The organism is Chengkuizengella sediminis, assembly GCF_010078385.1.
GTDB lineage: Bacteria > Bacillota > Bacilli > Paenibacillales > KCTC-33759 > Chengkuizengella > Chengkuizengella sediminis.
The window spans coordinates 114529-138836 of the sequence record NZ_SIJC01000009.1 but is presented as its reverse complement, the minus strand read 5'-3'; the positions used below and the strand labels follow the sequence as shown (position 1 = coordinate 138836).

The 24308-nt window shown below is 33.7% G+C and carries 26 protein-coding genes and 1 other RNA gene; 7 read left to right on the top strand and 20 right to left on the bottom strand.

Going from position 1 to position 24308, the window contains the following annotated elements:
* Positions 1-4: 4 nt before the first annotated feature.
* From EPK97_RS16925 to EPK97_RS16915, 3 genes are all read right to left on the bottom strand, one after another.
* A complete protein-coding gene (locus EPK97_RS16925) occupies positions 5-685 on the bottom strand; it encodes a 7-carboxy-7-deazaguanine synthase QueE (protein ID WP_240903860.1) in 681 nt (226 codons plus the stop codon).
* A 2-nt stretch (positions 686-687) separates the two neighbouring features.
* On the bottom strand, positions 688-1155 hold the full coding sequence (gene queD / locus EPK97_RS16920; protein WP_162037805.1) for a 6-carboxytetrahydropterin synthase QueD: 468 nt from the start codon (positions 1153-1155) through the stop codon (positions 688-690).
* Between the two features lie 252 nt (positions 1156-1407).
* Positions 1408-2424 (bottom strand): hypothetical protein, encoded by a 1017-nt coding sequence (locus tag EPK97_RS16915; RefSeq protein ID WP_162037804.1) that lies wholly within the window; start codon positions 2422-2424, stop codon positions 1408-1410.
* A 185-nt stretch (positions 2425-2609) separates the two neighbouring features.
* Between EPK97_RS16915 and EPK97_RS16910 the strand changes: the two genes are divergently transcribed.
* Positions 2610-3104: a thioredoxin family protein gene (locus tag EPK97_RS16910; protein ID WP_162037803.1), complete on the top strand. Its 495-nt coding sequence runs from the start codon at positions 2610-2612 to the stop codon at positions 3102-3104.
* 110 nt (positions 3105-3214) lie between these two features.
* Here EPK97_RS16910 and EPK97_RS16905 read toward each other — a convergent pair whose 3' ends face one another.
* The 6 genes from EPK97_RS16905 to queF all read right to left on the bottom strand — a co-directional run bounded on the left by EPK97_RS16905 (position 3215) and on the right by queF (position 7946).
* Positions 3215-3646 (bottom strand): DUF309 domain-containing protein, encoded by a 432-nt coding sequence (locus EPK97_RS16905; protein ID WP_240903859.1) that lies wholly within the window; start codon positions 3644-3646, stop codon positions 3215-3217.
* 1 nt (position 3647) lies between these two features.
* Positions 3648-4448, bottom strand: coding sequence for a GTP diphosphokinase (gene yjbM, locus EPK97_RS16900; protein ID WP_162037801.1), 801 nt, complete (start codon positions 4446-4448; stop codon positions 3648-3650).
* Between the two features lie 50 nt (positions 4449-4498).
* Entirely contained in the window at positions 4499-5596 is a 1098-nt protein-coding gene (locus tag EPK97_RS16895; RefSeq protein WP_162037800.1) for a quinone-dependent dihydroorotate dehydrogenase, read from the bottom strand.
* Between the two features lie 288 nt (positions 5597-5884).
* Positions 5885-6121 carry a ferredoxin gene (locus EPK97_RS16890; protein WP_162037799.1) on the bottom strand — a complete coding sequence of 79 codons (237 nt, stop codon included), beginning with the start codon at positions 6119-6121 and terminating at the stop codon, positions 5885-5887.
* A gap of 183 nt (positions 6122-6304) precedes the next feature.
* Positions 6305-7603 carry a DNA polymerase IV gene (locus tag EPK97_RS16885; protein WP_162037798.1) on the bottom strand — a complete coding sequence of 433 codons (1299 nt, stop codon included), beginning with the start codon at positions 7601-7603 and terminating at the stop codon, positions 6305-6307.
* Positions 7587-7946: a preQ(1) synthase gene (gene queF, locus EPK97_RS16880; RefSeq protein ID WP_162037797.1), complete on the bottom strand. Its 360-nt coding sequence runs from the start codon at positions 7944-7946 to the stop codon at positions 7587-7589. Before queF ends, EPK97_RS16885 begins: the two co-directional genes overlap by 17 nt.
* Before the next feature lie 205 nt (positions 7947-8151).
* On the opposite strand from queF, the gene cimA reads away from it, so the two are divergent.
* Complete coding sequence (gene cimA / locus EPK97_RS16875) at positions 8152-9768, top strand: citramalate synthase (RefSeq protein ID WP_162037796.1); 1617 nt, start codon at positions 8152-8154, stop codon at positions 9766-9768.
* A 147-nt stretch (positions 9769-9915) separates the two neighbouring features.
* Positions 9916-11214 carry an MFS transporter gene (locus tag EPK97_RS16870; protein ID WP_162037795.1) on the top strand — a complete coding sequence of 433 codons (1299 nt, stop codon included), beginning with the start codon at positions 9916-9918 and terminating at the stop codon, positions 11212-11214.
* 11 nt (positions 11215-11225) lie between these two features.
* Here EPK97_RS16870 and EPK97_RS16865 read toward each other — a convergent pair whose 3' ends face one another.
* The 3 genes from EPK97_RS16865 to EPK97_RS16855 all read right to left on the bottom strand — a co-directional run bounded on the left by EPK97_RS16865 (position 11226) and on the right by EPK97_RS16855 (position 14415).
* Positions 11226-11960: an exonuclease domain-containing protein gene (locus EPK97_RS16865; RefSeq protein ID WP_162037794.1), complete on the bottom strand. Its 735-nt coding sequence runs from the start codon at positions 11958-11960 to the stop codon at positions 11226-11228.
* Positions 11961-11974: 14 nt separating this feature from the next.
* Positions 11975-13039, bottom strand: coding sequence for a DUF294 nucleotidyltransferase-like domain-containing protein (locus EPK97_RS16860; protein WP_162037793.1), 1065 nt, complete (start codon positions 13037-13039; stop codon positions 11975-11977).
* A 104-nt stretch (positions 13040-13143) separates the two neighbouring features.
* Positions 13144-14415: an ammonium transporter gene (locus tag EPK97_RS16855; protein WP_162037792.1), complete on the bottom strand. Its 1272-nt coding sequence runs from the start codon at positions 14413-14415 to the stop codon at positions 13144-13146.
* A gap of 490 nt (positions 14416-14905) precedes the next feature.
* On the opposite strand from EPK97_RS16855, the gene EPK97_RS16850 reads away from it, so the two are divergent.
* Entirely contained in the window at positions 14906-15340 is a 435-nt protein-coding gene (locus EPK97_RS16850; protein WP_162037791.1) for a MerR family transcriptional regulator, read from the top strand.
* A 52-nt stretch (positions 15341-15392) separates the two neighbouring features.
* On the top strand, positions 15393-16085 hold the full coding sequence (locus EPK97_RS16845) for a zinc metallopeptidase (RefSeq protein WP_162037790.1): 693 nt from the start codon (positions 15393-15395) through the stop codon (positions 16083-16085).
* A 90-nt stretch (positions 16086-16175) separates the two neighbouring features.
* Here EPK97_RS16845 and gltC read toward each other — a convergent pair whose 3' ends face one another.
* Complete coding sequence (gene gltC, locus EPK97_RS16840; RefSeq protein WP_162037789.1) at positions 16176-17072, bottom strand: glutamate biosynthesis transcriptional regulator GltC; 897 nt, start codon at positions 17070-17072, stop codon at positions 16176-16178.
* 70 nt (positions 17073-17142) lie between these two features.
* Positions 17143-17745, bottom strand: a complete 603-nt coding sequence (locus EPK97_RS16835) for a rhomboid family intramembrane serine protease (protein ID WP_162037788.1) — start codon at positions 17743-17745, stop codon at positions 17143-17145.
* A gap of 91 nt (positions 17746-17836) precedes the next feature.
* On the opposite strand from EPK97_RS16835, the gene tpx reads away from it, so the two are divergent.
* Positions 17837-18355, top strand: a complete 519-nt coding sequence (tpx, locus tag EPK97_RS16830; RefSeq protein WP_162037787.1) for a thiol peroxidase — start codon at positions 17837-17839, stop codon at positions 18353-18355.
* Positions 18356-18444: 89 nt separating this feature from the next.
* Here the strand turns inward: tpx and EPK97_RS16825 are convergent, their stop codons facing one another.
* The 5 genes from EPK97_RS16825 to cshA form a co-directional block, all read right to left on the bottom strand.
* Positions 18445-18825 (bottom strand): DUF1499 domain-containing protein, encoded by a 381-nt coding sequence (locus EPK97_RS16825; protein WP_162037786.1) that lies wholly within the window; start codon positions 18823-18825, stop codon positions 18445-18447.
* Between the two features lie 66 nt (positions 18826-18891).
* The gene (gene sleB, locus EPK97_RS16820) at positions 18892-19596 is read right to left on the bottom strand and encodes a spore cortex-lytic enzyme (protein WP_162037785.1); all 705 of its coding nucleotides are present in this window, start codon (positions 19594-19596) and stop codon (positions 18892-18894) included.
* Positions 19597-19742: 146 nt separating this feature from the next.
* Positions 19743-19926: non-coding RNA, 6S RNA (ssrS, locus tag EPK97_RS16815), on the bottom strand.
* 114 nt (positions 19927-20040) lie between these two features.
* On the bottom strand, positions 20041-20751 hold the full coding sequence (locus EPK97_RS16810; RefSeq protein ID WP_162037784.1) for a YesL family protein: 711 nt from the start codon (positions 20749-20751) through the stop codon (positions 20041-20043).
* A gap of 101 nt (positions 20752-20852) precedes the next feature.
* The gene (gene cshA, locus EPK97_RS16805) at positions 20853-22391 is read right to left on the bottom strand and encodes a degradosome RNA helicase CshA (protein ID WP_162037783.1); all 1539 of its coding nucleotides are present in this window, start codon (positions 22389-22391) and stop codon (positions 20853-20855) included.
* Between the two features lie 467 nt (positions 22392-22858).
* Here cshA and EPK97_RS16800 point away from each other — a divergent pair, with 467 nt between their 5' ends.
* Positions 22859-24052 carry a putative glycoside hydrolase gene (locus EPK97_RS16800; protein ID WP_162037782.1) on the top strand — a complete coding sequence of 398 codons (1194 nt, stop codon included), beginning with the start codon at positions 22859-22861 and terminating at the stop codon, positions 24050-24052.
* Between the two features lie 78 nt (positions 24053-24130).
* Here EPK97_RS16800 and EPK97_RS22255 read toward each other — a convergent pair whose 3' ends face one another.
* Positions 24131-24256, bottom strand: coding sequence for a hypothetical protein (locus EPK97_RS22255; protein WP_276609514.1), 126 nt, complete (start codon positions 24254-24256; stop codon positions 24131-24133).
* Between the last annotated feature and the right edge of the window lie 52 nt (positions 24257-24308).

Here is a 24308-nt window from a genome sequence, read left to right as displayed (position 1 = left end):
AACCTTACACACCTCTCATAGCAGGGTCCCATATGATTTTATGCAACTGTAAGTTCATCTTAATATGAGAACATTTATGTTTTAACATCATTTCCACCAATTTTTGAGGCGGCATCGTTTCCCAAACCGGACTAAATAAAGGTAATGCTTCTGTTTCGTTCGTATCCAATAATTGCTTAGCTGTAAAAAAGTCTTGCTCACTACCGATAACGAATTTTAATTCATCCTGTTTGCGCAGTAATTCAAGGTTTTTTACATTCATTTTCTCCATTTCGCCAGAGTCAGGCAGCTTATAATCCATCACATATCTAACTTTTGGAGATGTTATTTGATTTATAAATGGTTTCAGGTCTATGGCTCCGTTTGTTTCAATATGAATATCTTTAATATGTTCCAACTTAACTAATTCTTCAATTAATTTTAATGAATGATCTCCATATAATAATGGCTCTCCACCTGTCAGGCAAATATGATGTGAAGAATATGTGCGAACTTCATTCACAATCTCTTCAATACTCATTACTTTTTCAGCCTTTTCTGGTGGATAACTATAGGGAGTGTCACACCAAGTACATCTTAAATTACAACCAAAAAGACGAACAAATATGGTAGGAAAACCTGCTCCAGTCCCCTCACCTTCGACCGTCTCAAAAATTTCAACCATAGGAAGTTTGATTTCATTCATGATCATTCCTCCATTAAAGCTCTTGTCACAGACGCATAACTAGTTGGTGTTTCCCAAAGTCGAATTTCTTCTAAGGTGACCATAGGTGCCCAGCCTTCATCAATCAGAGCTTCCTTAATTTGTTCATAAATCCAAACGACCATATTTTCAGCTGTCGTATTCATCGATGGTAATACATCATTTAAATATTTATGATCTAATGTATCTATTACTTTTTCTTTCGTTATTTTTTTAATATCTGCAAAATCTATGACAATGCCTCTTTCATCCGTTTCTCCTAACATAATGACCTGTAATCGGTATGTATGTCCATGCAGACTTTGACATTTTCCTTCATAACAATGTAAATGGTGTGCACTATCGAAAGTAAACTCTTTAGAGACCAGTACTTTTTTTGTATGATATTTTAATTGTTCTTTTTGTATATCTGTACCCAAAAGCTGTACATTTTTTGGTATTTCATAACTCATGACTTTCATCCCTTATCTTAAAAATTCAAACATATTATATCATAACATGCTTTTAACAGCCTGTAACATTTTTCTGTAAAGAAAAAAAAGAGTTCTCCTCAAATATAAGAAAATGTTGGTTTTTTTTAGAATATCATAAGGAATTTGACTTGAATACCGGTAAAAATTTCTGCTACAAAAAAAGAAAACTCGCCAATTGGCGAGTTTAATGATGTATTAAACATAAGTGAGATCTCATTATGTTATTTTTCATTAATGAATCTGATCATTTTCTAACATAATCTCATCAATAGGCTTATTTTGATACATCATTGTAAGATTAAAGCTATTGTAGTCACATACCTTATCAATTTCCTTCATCAATGATGTTGCTATTTGCTCTCTTTCTTCCGGAATTCCTGGATCGATTACATCAATAGAACCCACAACTTCTAATTCACTAATATCAATAGTTGCTCTTCCAAATGGAAGTTCACCTTGATTCAGAGACCTGTAGATATCATAAGTTAATATTTCATTATCATCTCTCGTTAATACAATATTAAAGTCACCATCAGCATATTCTGAGGTCATTGTATATTCTGTATCTTCAAGCAATTCCTCATGTGTTAATTCAAGGGTTTCTAGCAGTTGATCTTGATAAGTCATATCGATCATAAAAGTATCCATTTCTTCGTCGTCAAAATCGGAGATGATCAGTTCTGTTACATCATTTAACTCATCTTCTGTTGGATCTCTAAGCCAATTCACTTCCCCAACTACATCTGTTCCAAATATACTCATAAACGCTTCTGCAATCCATTGTTTATCCTCATTGTATACATGATATTCTACTGCATTTTTTCTTTCTCCCACAATCATCAGTTCATACCCTTGAATACTCTCATTATCTTCATCTGAAAAATCAATCATAACTTGCTCATTATCGTTGTCATAAAAGTATTCATCTACTTCAATGATCTCTTCTATTTCTCCGACATTACCTTCAGTTGCAATGACATGGTCGTAATCACTGTAACTTACAATGACATCACACTCATCCACATGCAACGCATCAATCAAAGACTGAATGTAAGTTTTTACAAAACTTGTTACTCTATCTTTCTCAAATCGATCTAATGATTGTTCCTCAAGCTGAACAGAACCTGCAATTCTTTCCCCTTCACGATACACAATTGAACATGTTCCTACATATTTGTTATGCAGTAAAATATCACTTACTTCTCCACTAGATGTTCTCATGTCAGGTCTAATCATCACATCGACCATGTTAATCGCCTCCACATAAATTGTAAAACATACAATCATAGATTATCCATTTTATTCATGAACTATCCACTTTAATAAACATTGTTTATAACATTTGTACTTAATATGACAAAATATTGGATAACGTTCACTCTGTCCTGGATTTATATTATAATGATGTTAAGAATCTGAGATAGGGGTGTTTTATGAAAAAGCTAATTATATATTCATCTATTGTCATTGTATTAATTGCATCATTATATTTTGTTAATCAACTTTCTGAAAATCAGGCTTATGTAAAATATGAAGAAGATGCTGAAAGATTGTATCAAACTTCACCTAAAGACTTAAAACCAGAAACAAGGGAACAACTATCAGATGAAAATTACCAGAACATTATTCTTCCTGATCAATATGAAGAGAAAAAAGAAAATGGAGATAGTTTCTTCGTGTATTTCTTTTCACCTACATGTTCTCATTGTGAATATACTACTCCACTTCTAAATCCAATCGCAGAAGAAGTTGGTGTAGAATTGTATCAATATAACGTATGGGAGTTTGAACAAGGATGGAATTATATCCAATCCACTCCAACAATCATCTATTTTGAAAATGGAGAACAAAAAGATGTCCTTGTCGGTGGTATTTCTGATGATGCAAAAGCTGAGGAATACAAACAGTTTTTAACTGACTATAAATAAGCAAATCATATACAGTGCAAACAAAAAAACCGCCTAGCGGTTTTTTATTTTCTTCGTAAAAAAGATTAAACTAAAATGATGATCTTACTTATGTATTTGATTTTACACTGTTATTCATCCATTTCATCATGTTTAGCTGGTGGGTTTTTAATTAAGGTTTGTACTTCCTGTTGTAAATTTGTATCCGTAATTATAATATCCAAATCATAAAAAGAAAATGGATGACTCTCATATTGTTCCAACTTACTTAAATACGTTTTGCTATCTTCAATTAAGTTCGCTAAGTTAATACCAAGTTCATCTGCTAAACTCTCATTGATCTCCAATTTCTCTAAAGCAAGACTAAAAAGTTTAACTCCACCCGCAACATTATTGTTGCTGAAATGGTGCAACGCTACAGCAACCTGTAAAAGCCCTTGATAAATAGGGGATCTTCCCTCATTTAACCACAACTCTTCCAACACTTCATGACATTCAAAATAATCACGTTCTACATTAAAATAGTATAGATACTCAACATATAAAGAATCGTAAGCATTCAAGTTAAGGATGATCTCCTTTCGCTGAGGAAAGAGCTGATTGAATTTCTTCTGAAAGCTGCCACATACTCTGATAATCCTCTTCTTCCCAAATCTCATTAAATCTTAATTGAAAAGCAGCCGCCTCTTTCACTCTCCTATAAAAGAACAAAACTTGTATCTCACTTAACACCTTATAAACAAGATCCGATTTTGTGGCAAAATCCTTTTGTGCATCCACTATTTCTTCTCGGATGCTTGACATCTCTTCATCAAGTTTAAAAGCAGCTTCAGCCGCTTTTTCTAGTCTTGTCACTACTTCTTTTGGCAACTTTTCTTTATATTTATAGTTTAATGAATGTTCAATTGTAGCCCAAAAATTCATAGCTAACGTACGAATCTGAATCTCAGCTAACACACGTTTAACACCTAATGCGGTTTGCACAGGATATTCCACGATCACATGATAACTTCGATATCCACTAGGTTTATTATTGTTTACATAATCCTTTTCATTAACTACATCCATATCTTGTCTTTCATGTATCAACTCTACAACCCGTTCAATATCTTCTACAAATTGACACATGATTCGAATTCCTGCAATATCCTCAATCCCTGTTTCCAGATGATCCATTGATACGTTAAGTTTTCTCGCTTTTTGTAATATACTGGAAACCTTTTTTACTCTACCTGTGACAAATTCAATGGGTGAAAACTCTTCTACTTGTTTTAATTCGGTACGTAAGGATTTAAATTTAACCTTCAATTCATCGACAGATTGTTCATAAGGATATAAAAACTTCCTCCAATCCCTTCCATCCATATAATACCTCCATTTATCCCGTATTAAATGTCTGAAGCATAATTGTTCATTTACTTGTGTTCAGCACCTACCGCTTCAGATATATTTGTAAAACCATCATTTTTTAATAAATTCAGTAAACCAGCATTAATTTCACGTATAACTGATGGACCTTTATAAATTAAAGACGTATATATTTCAACCAAACTCGCACCAGCTAGTATTTTCTCATATGCATCCTCAGCTGTAAAAATCCCTCCTGATCCAATAATAGGAATTTTACCTTTAGATATTTTATAAATTTTACGAATGATTTCAGTAGAAGGGTGGAACAGTGTTTTCCCACTTAATCCCCCTGTTTCTCGTGCATGAGTATGTAAAAGTCCATCACGAGATAAAGTAGTGTTCGTTGCAATAACACCAGAAATTTGATGTTTTAAAATGCTTTGTATGGTCATTTCTAATTCTTCGTCACTTAAATCTGGAGCAATTTTTACTAATACTGGCTTTGCCTCTTTTCCAGATTTTTGATGTTGGATGCTCATTTCATCCGTTACTGTTTGAAGTAATTGGTTTAATTCTTCCCCATGTTGAAGTTGTCTCAGATTCGGAGTATTTGGTGAACTGATATTCACAACAAAAAAATCTCCGTAGGAATACAAGCGTTGAATACATACTTGATAATCTTTTACTGCTTCTTCATTTGGAGTTATTTTATTTTTTCCAATATTCACTGCTATCGGTACTTTTTTAGTATACACTTTTTGTAAGTGATGTGCCATTGAATCCACACCTAGATTATTAAATCCCATGCGGTTTATCAGTGCTTTATCCGAAGGCAATCTAAATAATCTAGGTTGCTCATTTCCAGGCTGTCCTTTAGGTGTAACTGTTCCAACTTCCATAAAACCAAAACCTATAGAAGAAAATCCTTGTACAGCGACAGCGTTTTTATCCAACCCTGCAGCTAGTCCAACTGGATTTGAAAAATTTATATTCCATAACTTTTGAGATAATTCCTTTTTTTCAGGCACTCCATATAACCCATTTAATAATGACAAGGCGCCGGGTATTTTATTAGCCAGACTCATTCCATTTATAGTTACATGATGCGCTTTTTCTGGGTCCATATTAAAAAATATAGGTTTAACTATTTTTTTATAAAACATAACATTCCTCCACTTTTCTAAATGATGATCCGTTCATTGGTATACCTTTTTAACTCTTTCTACTATAAATGGGAGACCTCAAACTTGTAAACACCTTTTAAGTTAACTTTCCTTACATTATAAAAATAATACCATATCCTGTTAATAATATTTGTGATTTATTTCACAATATATGTACCCAATAAAGAAAACTCGCCGATTGGCGAGCCTAAGGGTGAAGACTTTAAATAAATTTTTTAAATTATTAAAGTGTAAAAAACCCCTTCTATGTGAAGAGGTCTTTAATCATTACTTATTAAATGGATCGTCAGCAATTTCAATGGAATCTGTTGGACACCCATCTGCTGCATCCTGCATATCATCATGAAGATCTTCTGGAATTTCTTTTACACCTTTGTTGTTGTCATCTTCATAGATTACTTCTGCTAAACCCTCATCATCATAATCATAAATATCAGGCGCAGTTGCACCGCAAGCTCCACAAGCTATACAAGTTTCTTTATCGACATAAGTAAATTTTGCCATGATTTCATCTCCCTTTATATAAAAAGTCCAAGATATTACTTTCCATAACAAATATAATATAATTTAATGGAAAGTTCAATTGCTTTGCAGTAATTTATTGTGCCCTTTTTATAACAATTCATAATTAGGTTAATAAAGAAAGGTTTCATGTCTTGGAATTTTTAAAAAATAATATGTTCTAAATCATTCCTCATTCTCATCTTTGTTAGAGGTTTCTAGAAAGTCAGTTTGCAAAGAAGTGCCTCGATGTTTATGATCTCTAATTAAAGCGGACGGATCTTCACTTAACATCCCTGCAGTCAGCAATGAATCCTCTCCATATTTGTTTCGAATTTGATCCATCGTTTTGATTAACTCTTCCTTTTTAGGTGCAGTGTCATATTCAAACAGATCTAATTGCTGTGGAGATTCTTGCTTTGAAGATAAGTTTTGTAAAGTAATTCCTAATAATCGAACGGGTTCGTTTTGCTTCCAATTGTTTTGAAACAATCTACAAGCTTCATGATATACTGTTTCTGTTTGATCTGTAGATTGTAAAATGGTACTAGAACGAGTAATTGTTTTCATATTAGGATCACGTATTGTAATTTGAATCGTGTTTGAAATGAGTCCCTTTTTTCGGAGCCGCCTTGTTACTTGATCCGCTAGATTTAAAAACACACGTTTAATATCTTCTTCCTGAGTGTAATCAAATGGAAGTGTAGTTGTATGTCCCACAGATTTATTTTGCTCACGTTCTGGGTTCACTGGGGAATGATCCAAGCCATTTGCTGCCTTAATTAACATCAGTCCTTGGCTTCCAAATCGCGTGGATAATTTTTCTTCATTTGCCCCTGCTAATTGCCCGATTGTATAAATATTTAACTTTTCTAATTTTTTTGCAGTTCTTTCACCAATACCAAATAAATCAGAACATGGTTTAGACCATAAAGTTTTAGGTACATCTCTTAGTCTTAAAATTGTAATCCCATTCGGTTTTTTCATATCCGATGCCATTTTTGCTAATAATTTATTAGGAGCAATTCCAATGGAACACGGAAGCGCTAATTCAGAATGAATCCTTTTTTGCAAAGTTTCTGCAATTTCTACAGGGGTCCCAAACTTTTTAGAGCCTGTGATATCTACAAAACACTCGTCTATGGACATGACTTGTACCAAAGGTGAATAATTTCGAGCCATATCCATAAAACGAAGTGAGTATGTTCTATATAAATCGAAATTCGGACGAATCAATATTAGATCTGGGCATTTCCGTAATGCTTCCCTGACATTCATTCCCGTTTTTATCCCTCGATTTCGAGCCGGATAAGAAGAGGTAACGATAATGCCTTTTCGAAGTTCAGTACTCCCTGAAACAGCAATAGGTTTTCCTTTGTACTTTTCCGGCTCCTCAGCTTCATGTACTGAACAATAAAAAGCATTCATATCCACATGGAGAATCACTCTCCCTTGTTTCGGATAATAATTATTTACCTTCTTCATAATCCGCTTTAACGGTTGTATAAATGCCTCCGCGCACACCAAATTCTCCAAAGACCTCAAGTTTACGTGGTTGAATCATTTTTACGAAATCTTTTAACATCGTATTCGTTACATCTTCATGAAAATGACCTTCATCACGAAAGCTCCAAATATATAGTTTCAATGATTTTAATTCTACAATGTATGGGCCTGGCACATATTTAAACGTAATCGTAGCGAAATCAGGTTGGCCAGTTACAGGACACAAAGCTGTAAATTCAGGACATTTAATTTCTACTACATAATCACGATCAGGATGTGGATTAGCCACAGGGTCTAAAGTTCTTGTTGGTTTAGTTGACATATTTATAATCCTCCACTATTTTCTTAAAATAATAATATCGTTATATTAACATTACAATTTTACATAAACCAACCTAAAAAGTGAAGTCCAACCTTAAGAAAAGTTCTTTTATCAACATTTGGGTGGAATTTTTGGGGAAAACCAATAAAAAAAGTGTTATAATTATGCAATGATTAAATTATGAACGTTACTAAGGAGGACTCCGATGACAAACGTAGTTAAACTTTTTGATACTACACTTCGTGACGGTACTCAAGGAGAAGGTATAAGCTTATCTGTTGAGGATAAAATTAAAATTGCAGGGAAGTTAGACACGTTAGGTGTTCACTATATAGAAGGCGGTTGGCCTGGCAGCAATCATAAGGATATAGAATTTTTCAACAGAGTGAAGGAACTTAATTTAAAAAATGCAAAAGTGACTGCCTTTGGCAGCACGCGCCGTAAAGGTATTAAAGCTGAAGATGATATGAATTTAAATCGAATTTTAGAAACTAAAGTTTCTGTAGCCACCATCTTCGGAAAATCGTGGGACTTTCATGTGCATAAAGCCATTCAAACAAGTTTAGAAGAGAATTTAGAAATGATTTATGATTCTGTAAAATATTTAAAAAATAAAGGGTTAGAAGTTATTTATGACGCTGAGCATTTCTTTGATGGGTATAAAAATAACACCGAATATGCACTATCAACAATTCAAAAAGCAAAGGAAGCAGGAGCAGATTGGATCGTATTATGTGATACAAACGGAGGTTCACTTCCACACGAAATATCTAATATTGTAAACAAAGTATGTAGTACTTTATCTACTCCGATCGGCATCCATACGCACAACGATTGTGGATTGGCTGTAGCAAACTCTTTAGCTGCTGTAGAAGCTGGTGCTCGACAAGTCCAAGGGACTATGAACGGACTGGGAGAACGTTGTGGTAATGCGAATTTAATCTCTATCATTCCTAATTTACAATTAAAATTAAGTTATCAATGTATTACAGAGGAGCAATTAGCACAATTAACGAATGTATCACGTTATATAAGTGAAATTGCAAATATGAATATGCCTGTGAATCAACCTTATGTTGGTGCAGCAGCATTTGCACATAAAGGTGGCATCCATGTATCTGCAATCATGAAACATCCTAAAACATATGAACATATAGTTCCAGAACTTGTAGGAAACAAACAAAGAGTTTTAGTTTCAGAATTAGCAGGTCAAAGTAATGTACTATTCAAAGCACAAGAGTTAAATTTAGATTTCAATAAAGAATCTGCACAAACAAAACAAATTATTGAAGAAATTAAAACATTAGAACATCAAGGATACCAATTTGAAGGTGCAGATGCATCATTAGAGTTACTATTAAGAAAAGCTTTTGATGAATTAGATGAGATATTTTCATTAGAATCTTTTAAAATTCTAGTAGCTAAAACTAAAGAATCACCTGTAGCATCTGAGGCGATTGTAAAACTAAATGTGCACGGTGAAATCGTTTATATGGCTGCTGAAGGTGCTGGACCAGTAAATGCATTAGATAATGCAATACGTAAAGCACTTGAAAAGTTTTATCCAGATATTAAGAAGATGCATTTATCAGATTATAAAGTACGTGTCATTGATGAAAAGGACGCTACTGCTGCAAAAGTAAGAGTACTCATAGAATCTTCTGATTTTAAAAATACTTGGAGTACAGTTGGTGTATCTGAGAACATCATAGAAGCCAGTTGGCAGGCATTGGTTGACAGTATCCGTTACGGACTTATTGGAAAAACAAAGTCTAACTTAGAGGAAGAAAAACAAGAGACATTAGGATTAATCAATCACTAATATACCCATAAAAATATGTAAAACCCAAAGATAGGTTTATGCATCCTATTTTTGGGTTTTTTTATACTAAAAACGTATGATGATTGCTCATGCGGGAACATTAACAAAAGTGTCTGTTATTTATGATTTATTATGAGGAGCCATCAAATGTTTAAAACGAAAAAAAAGAAACTGCAAATTTTTTTCGAAAGTGACATAGATTCATTTCCTATACATCAGAATAATGTGAAAAAAAACAAAAGTGCTGAGCAAAATAAGGGAAGTTTCTTATTATTCATGTCCTTATCTACTGTACCCATTGTCTTAGTTTTAGGTAATTCCATGATTATTCCTGTATTACCTGATATGCAACGTATATTACATATAACCCAATTTCAAACGAGTTTAACAATCACTTTATTTTCTGTGTCAGCAGGCTTGTTTATCCCTGTACTTGGTTATTTATCTGATCGATTCAATAGGAAGATAATCATCATCCCATCTTTAATTGTATACGGATTAGGAGGCATTTTAGCAGGTTTTGGTGCTGTATGGCATTCGTATAGTTTGATTTTAATCGCTCGTATTATACAAGGGTTAGGGGCGGCGGGAACAGCTCCCATTGCTATGGCTTTAGTGGGTGACCTTTTTAAAGGCGGAACAGAGAGCAAAGCTTTAGGGCTTATTGAAGCAGCAAATGGTACTGGGAAGGTGCTCAGTCCTATCATTGGCTCATTGTTAGCTTTTATTGTATGGTATGCTGCATTTTTTGCTTTTCCTATTTTTTGTTTACTATCCTTATTGGCTGTTATTTTTTTCATAAAAGAACCAAAGAAGAAAAAAAAAGCCCTTAAACTCAAACCATACCTAAGAAATATTTTCACCATTCTAAAGAAAAAAGGCAATTGGTTAATACCATCTTTTTTTGTCGGTTCTTTAGCATTATTCATTTTATTTGGGGTGTTATTTTATCTATCTGATCTTCTGGAGAATAAACCCTACTCCATAGATGGTGTTTTGAAGGGGTTTATTTTAGCGATTCCTTTAGTAGGAATGGTTTTCACTTCATATTTGACGGGAAGTAAAATCAAAAAGAACGGTATAATGATTCGTTGGTTAATGAACATTGGACTTACAATTTCCGTAATATCTCTAACGTTTACCATCTTTTTTTATAAAAATATATATTTATTTATTGGCCTTATTACTATGAGTAGTATTGGTACGGGCTTGGTATTACCCTGTATAAACACATTAATTACAGGATCTGTTTCTAGGAAGGAAAGGGGAATGATCACATCATTATACAATAGCTTAAGATTTTTAGGGGTTGCTTTTGGTCCACCATTATTTAGTTGGTTAGTGGGTATTTCTGATCAACTCGTTTTTATTACTGTAACCAGCTTATCCTCAATTGCTCTGTTGCTAGTGTTTTTTCTCATTCATCCTAGCAAAAAAGTCAGTTGAAGCTATACTCACTATTTACTTAAGTAGGCATATAAATCTCCTAAAGTTAAAATGTTTTTTTTCAAAATCTTTTGTAAATATTTGATCCATAATTGAGCTGTCATGAATGAATCCTGTAATGCGTGATGTCTTTCAGTTATTGGTATATCATATATATTCAATAGTGTGTCCAAGTCATAATTTTGAACTTCAGGATGAAGCCACTTCCCAATGATCATCGTATCCAAAACTCGATGAGATAGTCTAATCCTTGATGTTTTCCAAAGTGCAGAATTCAAAAATTGTTTATCATGACCCGTTCCATGTGCTAAGAGTACCCTTTTATTTACGAAACCTAAAAATTGATGTAAAGCATCAATCAGCTCTGCACCTTTTAAAGCCATTTCATTCGTAATCCCTGTTAATTTCACGATGTGATCAGGAATTTCTCTCTTGGGGTTTGTAATGGTATAGAATGTTTTTTTAGATTTAATCTCCGTTCCCTCTACTAATACAGCCCCTATGGAAATAATTTCGTCACCTTGATTTGGGGAAAAACCTGTTGTTTCCAAATCAAAAACAACAACTTCTAATTGATTTAAAGGCATTTCAGAGATCGATGTTTTTCGTTGATTTTTCATGACAGAACGAATAAATGCCATTTGCTGGGCATTCTGGTTGTTGAACATTGAGGATACAGCCGGAGTAATCCCGCCTTTTTTATATAAGTTCCACATTCTCCCTAATCCAGGTTTCTGCTCCTTCATCTTTTATCCCCCAATTAACTTGATGAATCGATTTTCTTTTTAATATATTTCTGTAGTTTATTACCAATTCTTAAGCTGCTTTTTAATTTCTCCCGTTGTTCTTTTGTTAACTGTTTTGCTTTCAAAATTCCATTGGAAGTATACAGTCCATTTTCTTTTTTATACAGTGTTTTAAATCTTAACTTGAAGATATTCGAAAAAGCATGTTCATACTCGATAGCATAACGTTCGGGAACCAGGTTTAATTGTTTCAATTTTTCTATACGTTCTAATGTGGAAGTCTCAAAGATCTCAGCTTCAATGGATAATAAACGAATACCATTTACCATAGGAATGTAAGCTCCATATTTAATATCTAAACCTCCTGCTTCTTCTCCATATTGTTCTTTAATCAAATGACCAAATACGCCAAGTAAAATTTTATGACGCAAAGTATTATGCATCATTTTATCTAGGATATGTGGAGTGGAAGTTACTTTTTTAAAATAAATTTCTTTCATTTTTCTAACTAGTATGCCTTGTCCATATACACTTCTGCTATCTGCTAAAATCAACAAATACCTTACATGCTCCCAATGTGGGTCTTCAAACCATTCATTCATTTTAACTAACCATTCGTCGAGCGGTTTATTCCAGAGAGGGTTTGTACTAATCACTTTCCCTTCACATGGTGGATACCCTACTTTTTCAAGACCTTGCTCAATGCAAATAGCTAACTCTTTAAAATAAGAAGCCACTTGCTCTTTTTGATCATTTTTTGAATTTTCATAAATCAATCCATTATCTTGGTCACTCCATAAGGTTTGTTCTTGCCTTCCCCCACTGCCAAATAATATAAATTCATAAGAAACAGGAGGAGGACCAAACCCTCTGCCTTTTAATTCGATTTCAGACAAGGTAATGGTCCTCTGGATAAACAAATCATGAATTTGGTTGATTAATTTTATATCTTTAATTTGTTCTATGGAGGAGTGGAGATCTTGTATCATTTGATTGAATTGATCACGTTCTTCACCTAATTGTTCAAAACTCACAGCATTAGATATTTTTATATTAAACTCATCAAATGTAAAGTTCATGTCTCCATCCTCCTGATTTCTTACATTCAGCTATTACCCATTATATGATCAATAATTCCAATATTACTTTCTCTATTCTACCAAATAATGCAGTTCCCTTTACGTTAATTAATAGATTGTTTAATTTGCTCAGGGTATCCATAACTTCCGTGTTCACTTAAGTCTAAACCTATAATTTCTTGTTCTTCTGTAACACGTAATCCCATAACAGCTTTCATAATGGCTAGGATAATGAAGGATGCAACAAATGCGAACGCTCCTGAAGCTGCAACACCCATAACTTGAACTCCTAGTTGTCCAAATCCACCACCATAGAATAAACCAGCTTGACCCCAATCTAATGTTTCAACTGCAAGTGTTTCTGTTGCAAATAAACCAGTGGAGATTGTACCCCAGACACCAGCTGCACCATGCACAGATAACGCATAAATTGGATCATCAATTTTTAATTTTTCAAACATCTTCATGCTACCAAATACTAGTAAGCCAGCAATAACTCCAATCACAACTGCAGCCCAAGGATCAACGAATGCACAAGAAGCTGTAATTGCAACTAACCCAGCTAATGCCCCATTTAACATTGTAGGTACATCAGCTTTTCCAGTGATTGCCCAAGCAATTAATAATGCAGCTATCGCACCTGCCCCAGCTGCTAATTGAGTATTTAATGCGACATATCCAAAGAACGCTTTTCCAACTTCTAAAGTACTACCAGCATTAAAACCGAACCAACCTACCCATAAAATCAAAACACCTAAAGCCGTAAAAACTTGGTTATGTCCATGAATCTCATTTGCTGAACCATCTTTATTAAATTTACCTATTCTAGGTTTTAATAGTATAGTTGCCGCTAAAGCTGCCATCGCTCCTGTTAAGTGAACAACCGTTGAACCTGCAAAGTCTTGTTTACCGTGTTCGGATAACCAGCCGCCACCCCAAATCCAGTGAGCAACTACTGGATATACTAGTGCAATAAATAATACAGAGAAAATTAAGTATGCTGCTAACTTTCCTCGTTCTGCAAATCCACCCCATGCAATTGTTAAAGCAATCCCCGCAAATGCTAACTGGAACATGAAGTCAATCGTTTGAGGATATGCATCTCCATCCACTGCTTCAGGATTCGGGTTTAAGAAGAAATCTCCCCATCCGATAAATGCATTTCCGTCACCACCATAAATTAATCCGTAACCTACTGCCCAAAATACTAACGTTGCGATTCCAAATGTAAAAATCGTTTTACCTGCAACATGACCTGCATTCTTCATTCTTGTTGAACCTGCTTCTAACAGGATAAAACCACCCTGCATAAAAATGACTAAAATCGTCGCTAGCATTAGCCAAATTGAATTTAAACCGATCGTTGTTAAATCCATTCATATCACTCCTCAATTTTGATGTAAGTTTAATTGACATCTTTTGATAACCTTAATGTCATTATAGAGGCATGAAGAGATTTTGACAATACTTTTTTAAATTTTTTTATTCTAATTGCGAAAATTAATATGCATTATATTGGATATAGTTCGTGTTTAGGAAGAAACACTGCAATATTTAACATCTAATGTTAACTTTTTAAGAAAAAAACCAAAGAATGTTTTTTTAGCTAAAATGATTGAATTCATTCATATATAACTTCTAAATGTTTGACTGTATCGTTAGGATTTATTATCATAAAGATATACACTAAAAGTGAATCTTAAGTTGGTATACTCACCGATAGGTGAGCCTCAAAAATAAAGTAAGATATGATCAATATTTAGACGAAGGATGATACAAATACTTCATCATAAGTAGTTAACTTGTTTATTAAAAGATTCACTTTAATGAATAGAGTATGTATGTGAGGTGAGGTGACATGGGGATATGAAGCTTTATAAAATTGGAGAGTTGTCCAATATAGCTGGTGTAAGTTCAAGAACTGTTGATTATTATACAAAAATAGGTCTTATACATCCCATAAAAAGATTAGAAAAAAGTAATTATCGATTATATAATGATGAAACTTTACAAAGGTTAAAACGTATTGAAATGTTGAAGAAAGACAAATATTCTTTAGATGAGATAAAACATACACTTGATCAATTAGATAAAATTACAGAAGATACTTTAATCAAAGAAAAATTAACATCTTTACAGGACCATTTAAAATTAGTGGAAAAGGATGTCAAAGAGTTAAGTCCTGTCATTGAGAATTTAAAACCGAATCAAGCAAAGAATATTTATAAACATCTTACACCACAAACTGCAGCATGTATGGAAGCATTATTATTTCTTCTAAATAAAGGACCATTAATGTAAATTAGTGGGATCGTCTTCTTTAAGTTATAACTACAATGGAGGGAAATCAAAAATGTTTTTTTCATTAACTTATTGGTATATGGATGTACTCATAATCATTGCATTTGGTGTTACAATCTGGGCTCAGTTTCGAGTCAAAGGAACTTTTAATAAATGGGGAAAAGTTGCTAATTCTTCTGGATTAACAGGTTATGAAGCAGCTAGAAAAATGTTAGATGCAAATGGATTGCATGATGTACCAGTTGAACCAGTTAGAGGGGTATTATCTGATCATTATGATCCAATTAAACGAGTAGTGAGACTATCAGAACCTGTTTATAACCAACGATCGATCTCAGCAGTCTCTGTAGCTTGTCATGAAGTAGGACACGCCATTCAACATAGTGTGAATTACCCAATGCTTGTATTACGTCATAAAATGTTTCCTGCAGTAAATTTCACATCTGGGGCTGCACCCTTTTTATTAATTGGTGGATTTTTGTTCGAAGCTACGGGATTAATCTTAGCTGGAGTGATTTTCTTCTCACTAGCCGTTGCCTTTCAATTGGTTACATTGCCTGTAGAATTTAATGCTACTAATAGGGCAAGAGCTATTATGGTTTCTGAAGGATATATTGGCAATCAAGAAGAACGTGGTGTTGCAAAAGTATTAAATGCTGCAGCTTTAACTTATGTTGCATCTGCAGCGATGGCTGTACTGGAATTGCTTAAGTACATTTTAATTTTTAACAACAATAGAGATTAATAGGAAGTAAAGCTAAGAAACCGCTCATGAATTGAGCGGTTTCTTACTTGTATATTTGTAGAATGATTTATAGTACCTTCTTTTAGAATTCTAGATAGAGCCTTTAAATTTTTCCGTGATAAAACGTTTAAAAAAGTCCGCAACAAGGGGGAGTTTTTCATCTTTTCGGTGGATTATACCGATTGTACGATCAACAACCGGATCAATCACTTTAATTTTTGCAGGTTGTAAAGAAGTTAAACAGCTTTTTAAAGCCATGTCTGGTAACAAACTTACACCCATTCCAGCAGCCACCAAACCTCTAATCGTATCTGTTTCCTCTCCCTCAAACCCAATATTAGGTGTGAATCCAGCCATTTCACAAGCATCCCATACAATAGTACGTAAGGAATACTCCTCATTAAATAAAACAAAGGATTCATCTTTCAGTTGATCTAAACGAATTTCTTTTTCATTTGACAAAACATGATCTGGAGGAAGGATTGCAAATAATTCTTCTGTTAACAATACCTCACCTGTAACATACTCATCATCTTCAGGAAAAGGAGAGATCAAAGCTAAGTCAATATCCCCTTTTTTCAAAGATTTTATTAAGGTATTATATTTTCCTTGCTTAAATCTAAATTTCACATTTGGATGAAGCTTTTTAAATTTTGATACCAGGAGGGGAACAAAATCTACCCCTAAACTATGAGGAAATCCCAACCGTATTTCTCCTAATTCTGGGTCCATAAACTCATGGACTTCCTCCACCGCTTTATCAAATTGACTAATAATTGATTCCATTCTTCTTAAAAAAAGTTTACCTACAGGGGTTAATTGCAAATTTCTTCCTTTAGGAATAAACAGTTTAACACCTAATTCCTCTTCTAATTGATGTATTTGACGACTCACCGCTGATTGAGCTACATGAAGTTCTTCCGCAGCTTTTGTAACATGTTGTTTGTTTGCTACTTTCACAAAATATATTAATTGTCTAAGTTCCAATATCAATCTCTCCAAAGTATAGTTCAATTTTATTTCATTTTTATAAAAATAATAAATATAGAATGATTTCTTAAATATGGTTTTTTCTTATCATTAATGAAAAGGTTACAAAACCAGCAGCTAAACCACCTATATGGGCATAGATGTTCACATTTTCATTGATAAACGAATAAATCATACCCATTGATAAAATTACAATGACGGTGGTTCTTGATTGAGGATCGATCCTATGCTTTAGATATATTACAATAAATAAATAAGCTCCTAAAAGTCCATAGATCGCTCCAGAGGCACCAACTGAAAACACCTCTGAACCATAAACTGCAATACTAATGATATTTCCCACAATTCCACTACAAAAATATAACACACTGTATTTCAGTTTACCTAATAATCTTTCTAAAGCAGGTCCAAATAAAAACAAAGAGAATCCATTAAAAAGAAAATGCTCAAATCCTCCATGCAAAAACATTGAGCTGATGATCCTCCAGAGATCTGAAATTTCAGAAGGATATATTAATGCACCTAGTAAATACAATGATACAATTTCACCATAAAATAATGAAAGAATAAAAGTAACGATAAACATGATGAGGTTGAGTCCTAAAAGGGCAGCAGTCACAGGATATAACTTTAAGTATTCACGGAAACTTTCAAAACGCAAAAATATCATTTTTTTACTCCTTTTTATTGGACAAACGTAATTTAGAATGTTTATAATTAAGAAGATGTTATCTACTACATATTATAAGGAGAGATTGATTGTGATGCAAGAACGTACTGGAGTTGCTACAGTTAAAGGAAATCCACTTACATTAATTGGACCTGAATTAAAAGTTGGAGATAAAGCACCAGATTTTAAAGTAAACAAAGACTTATTTACCGAGGTTTCACTTTCAGAATATGATGGAAAGGTGAAATTAATTAGTGTTGTTCCATCTATAGATACTGGAGTGTGCGATGCACAAACTCGTAAATTTAATGAAGCTGCTGCTGAACTTGGCGATAATGTTATTATCTTAACCATTAGTGCAGATACTCCAATGGCGCAAGCTCGCTGGTGTGGAGCAGCTGGTGTGGATAAGGTTGTTACTTTATCCGACTATAAGACCAATTCATTTGGTGAAGCTTTCGGCGTACTAATTAAAGAAATTCGTTTAGATATGAGATCGATCTTTGTACTTGATGAAAATAATACAATTCAGTATACAGAGTATTTAAAAGAAATGACAGACCATCCAAATTACGAAGAAGCAATTAACGCTGTAAGAAAATTAGTATAACTTTAATTTAACCAATACAAGAGAACAGCATTCGTATCTACAAATTAAAAAAACAGCTAGAAGGATTTTACCTCTAGCTGTTTTTTTCATTATTCCTTAAATTGTGCGAATTTTTGATCAATTAATTTTAAAAGATCCAATATCGTTCGATAATTAGAACCCAAATCCCCAAAATTTCCTCTTGATGCTGAATAAATATCAATCGCTGTTTTAATTGGGTTAATATCATATAAAGTAATGGTTACGTCCTGCACTCTTCCTGATATTGTTCTTTTTTCTATAATCAATTCTCCAACACTTTTCACTTCATGAACGATTTTAATTTTATGCTGTTTCAAAACATAAATGAGCTCGTCCCATAATTTATCTTTAGGAACTTTAAAAGTTCTAGTCTCAAGACCTGGATATTTTGCCTTATCACCAGTTTGCTCAAAACTTCTAAATAAACCTATTAAATTTCTTTTTAGCATTACACATTTCCCCCGTTCCTATTTCTATCATCTTATCAGACTTCAGAACGAAGAAAAAGTAGAAAATCAATAAGCAAAAATATGACTATCAATTTTCGTAATTTGTTGACGACTCCAAATCCATTCGCTAGTGGCAGTATCAGGATTGAAGTAATAGATAGCTTCTTTAGTAGGATCCCAACCATTAATCGCATCATATACAGCTTTATATGCTTCTGCATCCGGTTCTAACCAGATTTGCCCATCAGCTACAGCTGTAAATGCTCTTGTTTCAAATATTACACCCTTAACAGTATTAGGAAAATCAGGATGTTCAACACGGTTTAAAATAACTGCTGCAACAGCAACTTTACCTTCATACGATTCCCCTCTAGCTTCACCAAATACAGCTTGTGCCATATACTGGATATCTTGTGAACTAAATTCTGTATTTAGTTGGGGTCCGGCTGGAATAAGATATAAATCTTTAGATGCTTTTAAAAGCATCTCTCCTGTTTTCTCACCAGCAATACCATCTACCTGTTCTAAACCAAATTTCGTTTGAAAATTCCTAACTGCTTCTTTTGTTTCTGAACCGTAAATACCATCAATTTCTCCTGCATAAAAACCAATATATTTTAAACGTTTCTGCAAATCAATTACGTTTTGACCTTTAGCTCCAACATCCATAATTTGTTCAGTAAAAGCATGAGATTGAGTGTACATTAATGGACTGAACAAAAGCGAAAAGCTTAGGAATGCTAAGAAGCTGACTTTAAGAATGTTATTCATTCTAGCACCTCCATATTTTTTTGCGTCTATTCAGCAACTTAAAGATAGGACCAAATGAACAAATATATCACTTTCATTTGATTAAATGGTTTATAAAAAATACTTTTTTTAGTATTTTTGGGGTTAATTTACAGTTATTTCTTGAAAAAATACCCGCTTATGCCGTACGATTCCTGTGTTTCATGAACCCGCTCTCGCAGGTGGGTTTCCTCAACAATACTTTTGAAGTCCCCTGAATTGGGGCATGACAGCTATACTATTTATTGGAGTCCCGTGAAACAGTCATTGGTTCAAAACAACTTAGAATCTGAACGAACATCGCAGGATTATGTTGTAGTTATATTATATCATTTCGGATAAGAAAGTAAACCTATAGGGATGAATTAACAAAACAGAACTTATTGATGCAGTGTAGCCATATCATGGATATATTGATGTCATTGACTATTCACTATCACTGTTTTCCTGTAGAACTTGTATTTTTTGAAATAACATATTGAAATAAAAATACGAACAAAATGCCATCGCACTTCCCATGAAAATAACAATAAGAAAAGTGAAATATTGAAAGCTTACGTACAATATTACAAAATTTGTAAATGCTAATCCAAGAGAATATAATGGCTTCCCGATAGTTAGTACTATGGCATTTTTAATCAACACCCTAAGTTTCAAATGTAAATGAACCATCAATGAGAAAAAATAAAATAATGATATGATAGCTATTACTAAGAGGATTAAAATAAACAAAGATAAAAACTGCAAACCGTTTTCGAGATTATTATAAAAATTAATGTTAACGATCATAACCGTAAATAAAACACAATAGATGATACCGCCTAACATACTCTGCAAATAATTTTCTTTATACCCTTTAAAATATGTTTTAAATAATGGAGCATCCTCTTCATCTGATAACCATTTTCTAACTACTACAAACATTGCACCTGTAGCAGGGAATAATGTAAATGGTGAAAGTATTCCTATCATAATTAAATTCATAATGAATTGATTTGTTTCTTCCATGATAAAAGAAGTTAGAAGAAAAAAAACAACAGGTAAAGAAAAAAGTAACCATAAAAGATTAGTAACAGAAAACCTCATGATCCATTCAGAGGCACGGTAAAGTCCACCCATAATACCATTAGTTTCCATATCATAACCTCCCTTGCAACAAAATTACTGATTTATGTATTTTTTTATTATTCATGTCTTTAAATAAGGCCGTTGAGAATGAACTCAACAGCCACTTTAAATTACATATGTTTTCCAGCTTTTTGATATTGTTTTTTATCACCTTTCTCATTAAAACGAGATCGAGATGATTTTGAACTTGAGTTACTGCCTTTATAGCCACTACCTTTGTAACTATTGCCTTTATTGCTGTTGCCTTTGTATCCTCCACCACTTTTTGAACTACCATTATTGGAACCTGTAACACGCCTTCTAAACGGTTGTCTTTTTTTCTTTCCGCGTATTGGCTCTTCTGGAGTTAATTGGATTCTTACTTCTTGTTTATCATCACCAGTAAGAAGTTTAAATGCTGCAGCTAATATATCTACAGAATCATATTCCTCTAAAAGTTGGATGGAAATTCCTTTATATTGTGTAAACTCTTTAGATTGGATCACATTTAATAGTCGTTCAGCCATAATTTTTTGTTTACCTTCAAGCGCTTCAGAAAAACTTGGTAATGGCTTTTTGAATATTTTATGACGAGTCACTTTTTCAATAAAATGAAGATGATCCGCTTCTCTTGGAGTAACAAACGACCAAGCAGATCCTTCCTTACCTGCACGACCTGTACGTCCAATTCTATGCACATAACTCTCTGGATCCTGCGGTAAATCAAAGTTAATAACGTGAGTAACACCAGAAACATCTAATCCACGAGCCGCTACATCTGTAGCTACTAATACATCAATACTTCCATCACGAAACTTTCTCATGACTTGATCACGTTGATTTTGTGTTAAATCTCCATGTAGTCCATCAGCTGGATAACCTCTCTTTTTGAGGGCTTCTGACAACTCATCAACACGTCGTTTTGTTCGACCAAATACGATAGCTAAATCAGGCGATTCCATATCAAGCAATCGGCCTAATGCTTCAAATTTTTGCCTTTCATGAAGCTCAATATAATATTGAGAGATATTAGGTGAACTTACTTTCTTAGGTGCTACAGAAATATGTTTTGGATTCGTTAAAAACTGCTGTGCAAGTTTCTTAATGTTTGGAGGCATCGTTGCAGAGAATAACATCGTTTGACGCTGCTCTGGCACTAATTTTAATATGGACTGAATATCCTCCATAAATCCCATGTCTAACATTTCATCAGCTTCATCTAAAATTACTGTGTGAACATCACTTAATTTTATCGTTTTACGACGAATATGATCTAATAACCTTCCTGGTGTACCGATAATAATTTGAGGTTTTTTCTTTAAGGCACGTATTTGCTTTACGATGTCCTGCCCGCCGTAAATAGGTAAGGAACGAATCCCCTTGAATTTGGATAACTTATTGATTTCCTCAGCAACCTGTATGGCGAGTTCACGAGTTGGAGCCATAATTAATGAAACAATTTTCTGCTCTTCTTTTTCAATCTTTTGAATTAAAGGTATGGAAAACGCAGCTGTTTTTCCCGTTCCAGTCTGTGCTTGACCAATTAAATCCGTCCCTGATAAAGCTTCTGGAATGGTTTGGGTCTGTATTGGTGTTGCTTCTTCAAACCCTAAATCTTGTATTGCTTGAATGACTGTTCGTTCAAGCTTGAAATCATTGAATGTTGTCAAAACTAGTTCAAACTCCTTTGCAATTGCAATTTTTCATAAATAACCGACAAGTTATGTTATGTAAGTCATTTAGATATCCCAAAAAAATGACGAAGCGCTCTAACAAAATCCGACTTCTTTTAGGGGACCGAAACAAACTTACTACCTTATGTTTCTGCTGTTTCATGAGCCGACTTGAGTAGAAATCATACTTTTCTATCATTAAAAAAAGCATTTCCCTTAAGCAAGGAAACACTTGCCATCATCTTTTTTAGATATGTACAATCATATCACAGTTATATAAAGGATTACAAATGATCAATCCATTTATTATCTATTTGAAATAGCAATTAGACTTATGGAAGATCTTTCTAAAACATTGTTCAATGCATGTAAAAAAAATGCAAAGAAACATAAAAATTTCTCTGTTCGATTACACGGAAGTATCATATAATAATACTATTACATCAACGAATTGGGGGAAGATAATGGAACTTATATTTGCACTTTTATTCACATTATGGGGAAATGCTAACGAGAATATCCAACAAAATCAATCTGTAGCACAATTGTTAGAAAATGCAGTTCAATTTAGAAATTCAGTTGTAGAGGAAGATTCAATCACTTATCCCATGGATGAAAACATTGGAACTGAAGAATGGGTAAAAAAAGACCCCCAACCAGAAGGAATTCCTGATATTAAAGGCGTTTATTCTACAGCATATACTGCAAACGGTGGCAGTAAGTTAGACACTATATTACAACTTATCGATGAAACTGAACTCAACTCCATTGTCGTTGATATCAAAGATGATTACGGATATGTAACTTACAAATCAGAGAATCCTGAAATTGTAAAATATGGGAATACTAAACCGTTTATTAAAGATGTGAATGATCTAATGTCTACATTAGAATCTCACGATGTATATCCTATCGCAAGAGTTGTAGTTTTTAAAGATTCCGTCCTTGCCAAACAAAGACCTGATTTATCTTTTTTAAACTCAGATGGTTCAGTATGGATCAATGGACGAGGTGATGGGTTTGTAAATCCTTATGCACAAGAAGTCTGGGAATACAATGTTGAAGTTGCTAAAGAAGCTGCAAAGTTAGGATTTAAAGAAATTCAATTTGATTATGTTCGTTTTCCTGAAGGTTTTGAGAATAGAGCAGATATTTTAACTTATCACAAAACAGACATCTCTCGAACCGATGTCGTCGCAGATTTTGTGAAATATGCTCGTGAACAGCTTAATCCACTAGGAGTCCGTATTTCTGTTGATATTTTTGGGTACGCCGCTTCTGTTCCAGCTGCTGAAGGAATTGGTCAGGATTTTAATAAAATCTCACAATATGTAGATGTAATTAGTCCTATGGTATATCCAAGTCACTATTCTACAGGTTGGTTTGGCTCTACAGTTCCTGATGCTGCTCCATACATAACCATTTATGGATCAATGATTGACACCCATAAAAAACTTGAGGAAATTCAGGAACATAAACCAGTCATTCGACCATGGATTCAAGATTTTACTGCATCATGGGTTAAAGGTTACATACCATATGGAAAAAAAGAAGTGGAAGAACAAATAAGAGCGCTGCATGATACAGGCGTAAATGAATTCCTACTTTGGAACGCTGGAAATAATTTCACTCCAGATGTTAATTATGATTTACAATAATAACCAAACTTCTAATTCCATGAATAATGTATAGAAGCCAAAAAGTTACCGAGAATATTAAAACTCGGTAACTTATTTTTAATGAATAAAGTTACAATGATGGTCGATTAAGATCACACCACTTCCATGTGGCCAATCATAAACTGTCACCTCATATGACAATTCTGGCACCAGCACATCCATGAGCTGGGTGAACATAGACATCAGCACATCCTGTGCTGACAACATTATCGTTACTAAGTTTCATATCTAAACC

Excerpts from the sequence above, each read along its gene's own strand:
- sleB (WP_162037785.1), bottom strand. The coding sequence starts at position 19,596 with ATGAATAACATTCTTAAAGTCAGCTTCTTAGCATTCCTAAGCTTTTCG.
- queF (WP_162037797.1), bottom strand. The coding sequence starts at position 7,946 with ATGTCAACTAAACCAACAAGAACTTTAGACCCTGTGGCTAATCCACAT.
- EPK97_RS16845 (WP_162037790.1), top strand. The coding sequence starts at position 15,393 with ATGTTTTTTTCATTAACTTATTGGTATATGGATGTACTCATAATCATT.
- EPK97_RS16865 (WP_162037794.1), bottom strand. The coding sequence starts at position 11,960 with ATGAAGGAGCAGAAACCTGGATTAGGGAGAATGTGGAACTTATATAAA.
- EPK97_RS16885 (WP_162037798.1), bottom strand. The coding sequence starts at position 7,603 with ATGAAGAAGGTAAATAATTATTATCCGAAACAAGGGAGAGTGATTCTC.
- EPK97_RS16810 (WP_162037784.1), bottom strand. The coding sequence starts at position 20,751 with ATGGAAACTAATGGTATTATGGGTGGACTTTACCGTGCCTCTGAATGG.
- EPK97_RS16925 (WP_240903860.1), bottom strand. The coding sequence starts at position 685 with ATGAATGAAATCAAACTTCCTATGGTTGAAATTTTTGAGACGGTCGAA.
- EPK97_RS16915 (WP_162037804.1), bottom strand. The coding sequence starts at position 2,424 with ATGGTCGATGTGATGATTAGACCTGACATGAGAACATCTAGTGGAGAA.
- EPK97_RS16855 (WP_162037792.1), bottom strand. The coding sequence starts at position 14,415 with ATGGATTTAACAACGATCGGTTTAAATTCAATTTGGCTAATGCTAGCG.
- EPK97_RS16850 (WP_162037791.1), top strand. The coding sequence starts at position 14,906 with ATGAAGCTTTATAAAATTGGAGAGTTGTCCAATATAGCTGGTGTAAGT.
- EPK97_RS16910 (WP_162037803.1), top strand. The coding sequence starts at position 2,610 with ATGAAAAAGCTAATTATATATTCATCTATTGTCATTGTATTAATTGCA.
- EPK97_RS16870 (WP_162037795.1), top strand. The coding sequence starts at position 9,916 with ATGTTTAAAACGAAAAAAAAGAAACTGCAAATTTTTTTCGAAAGTGAC.
- queD (WP_162037805.1), bottom strand. The coding sequence starts at position 1,155 with ATGAGTTATGAAATACCAAAAAATGTACAGCTTTTGGGTACAGATATA.
- EPK97_RS16895 (WP_162037800.1), bottom strand. The coding sequence starts at position 5,596 with ATGTTTTATAAAAAAATAGTTAAACCTATATTTTTTAATATGGACCCA.
- EPK97_RS22255 (WP_276609514.1), bottom strand. The coding sequence starts at position 24,256 with ATGTCTATGTTCACCCAGCTCATGGATGTGCTGGTGCCAGAATTGTCA.
- EPK97_RS16825 (WP_162037786.1), bottom strand. The coding sequence starts at position 18,825 with ATGCTAAAAAGAAATTTAATAGGTTTATTTAGAAGTTTTGAGCAAACT.
- EPK97_RS16800 (WP_162037782.1), top strand. The coding sequence starts at position 22,859 with ATGGAACTTATATTTGCACTTTTATTCACATTATGGGGAAATGCTAAC.
- EPK97_RS16890 (WP_162037799.1), bottom strand. The coding sequence starts at position 6,121 with ATGGCAAAATTTACTTATGTCGATAAAGAAACTTGTATAGCTTGTGGA.
- yjbM (WP_162037801.1), bottom strand. The coding sequence starts at position 4,448 with ATGGATGGAAGGGATTGGAGGAAGTTTTTATATCCTTATGAACAATCT.
- EPK97_RS16860 (WP_162037793.1), bottom strand. The coding sequence starts at position 13,039 with ATGAACTTTACATTTGATGAGTTTAATATAAAAATATCTAATGCTGTG.
- cimA (WP_162037796.1), top strand. The coding sequence starts at position 8,152 with ATGACAAACGTAGTTAAACTTTTTGATACTACACTTCGTGACGGTACT.
- EPK97_RS16835 (WP_162037788.1), bottom strand. The coding sequence starts at position 17,745 with ATGATATTTTTGCGTTTTGAAAGTTTCCGTGAATACTTAAAGTTATAT.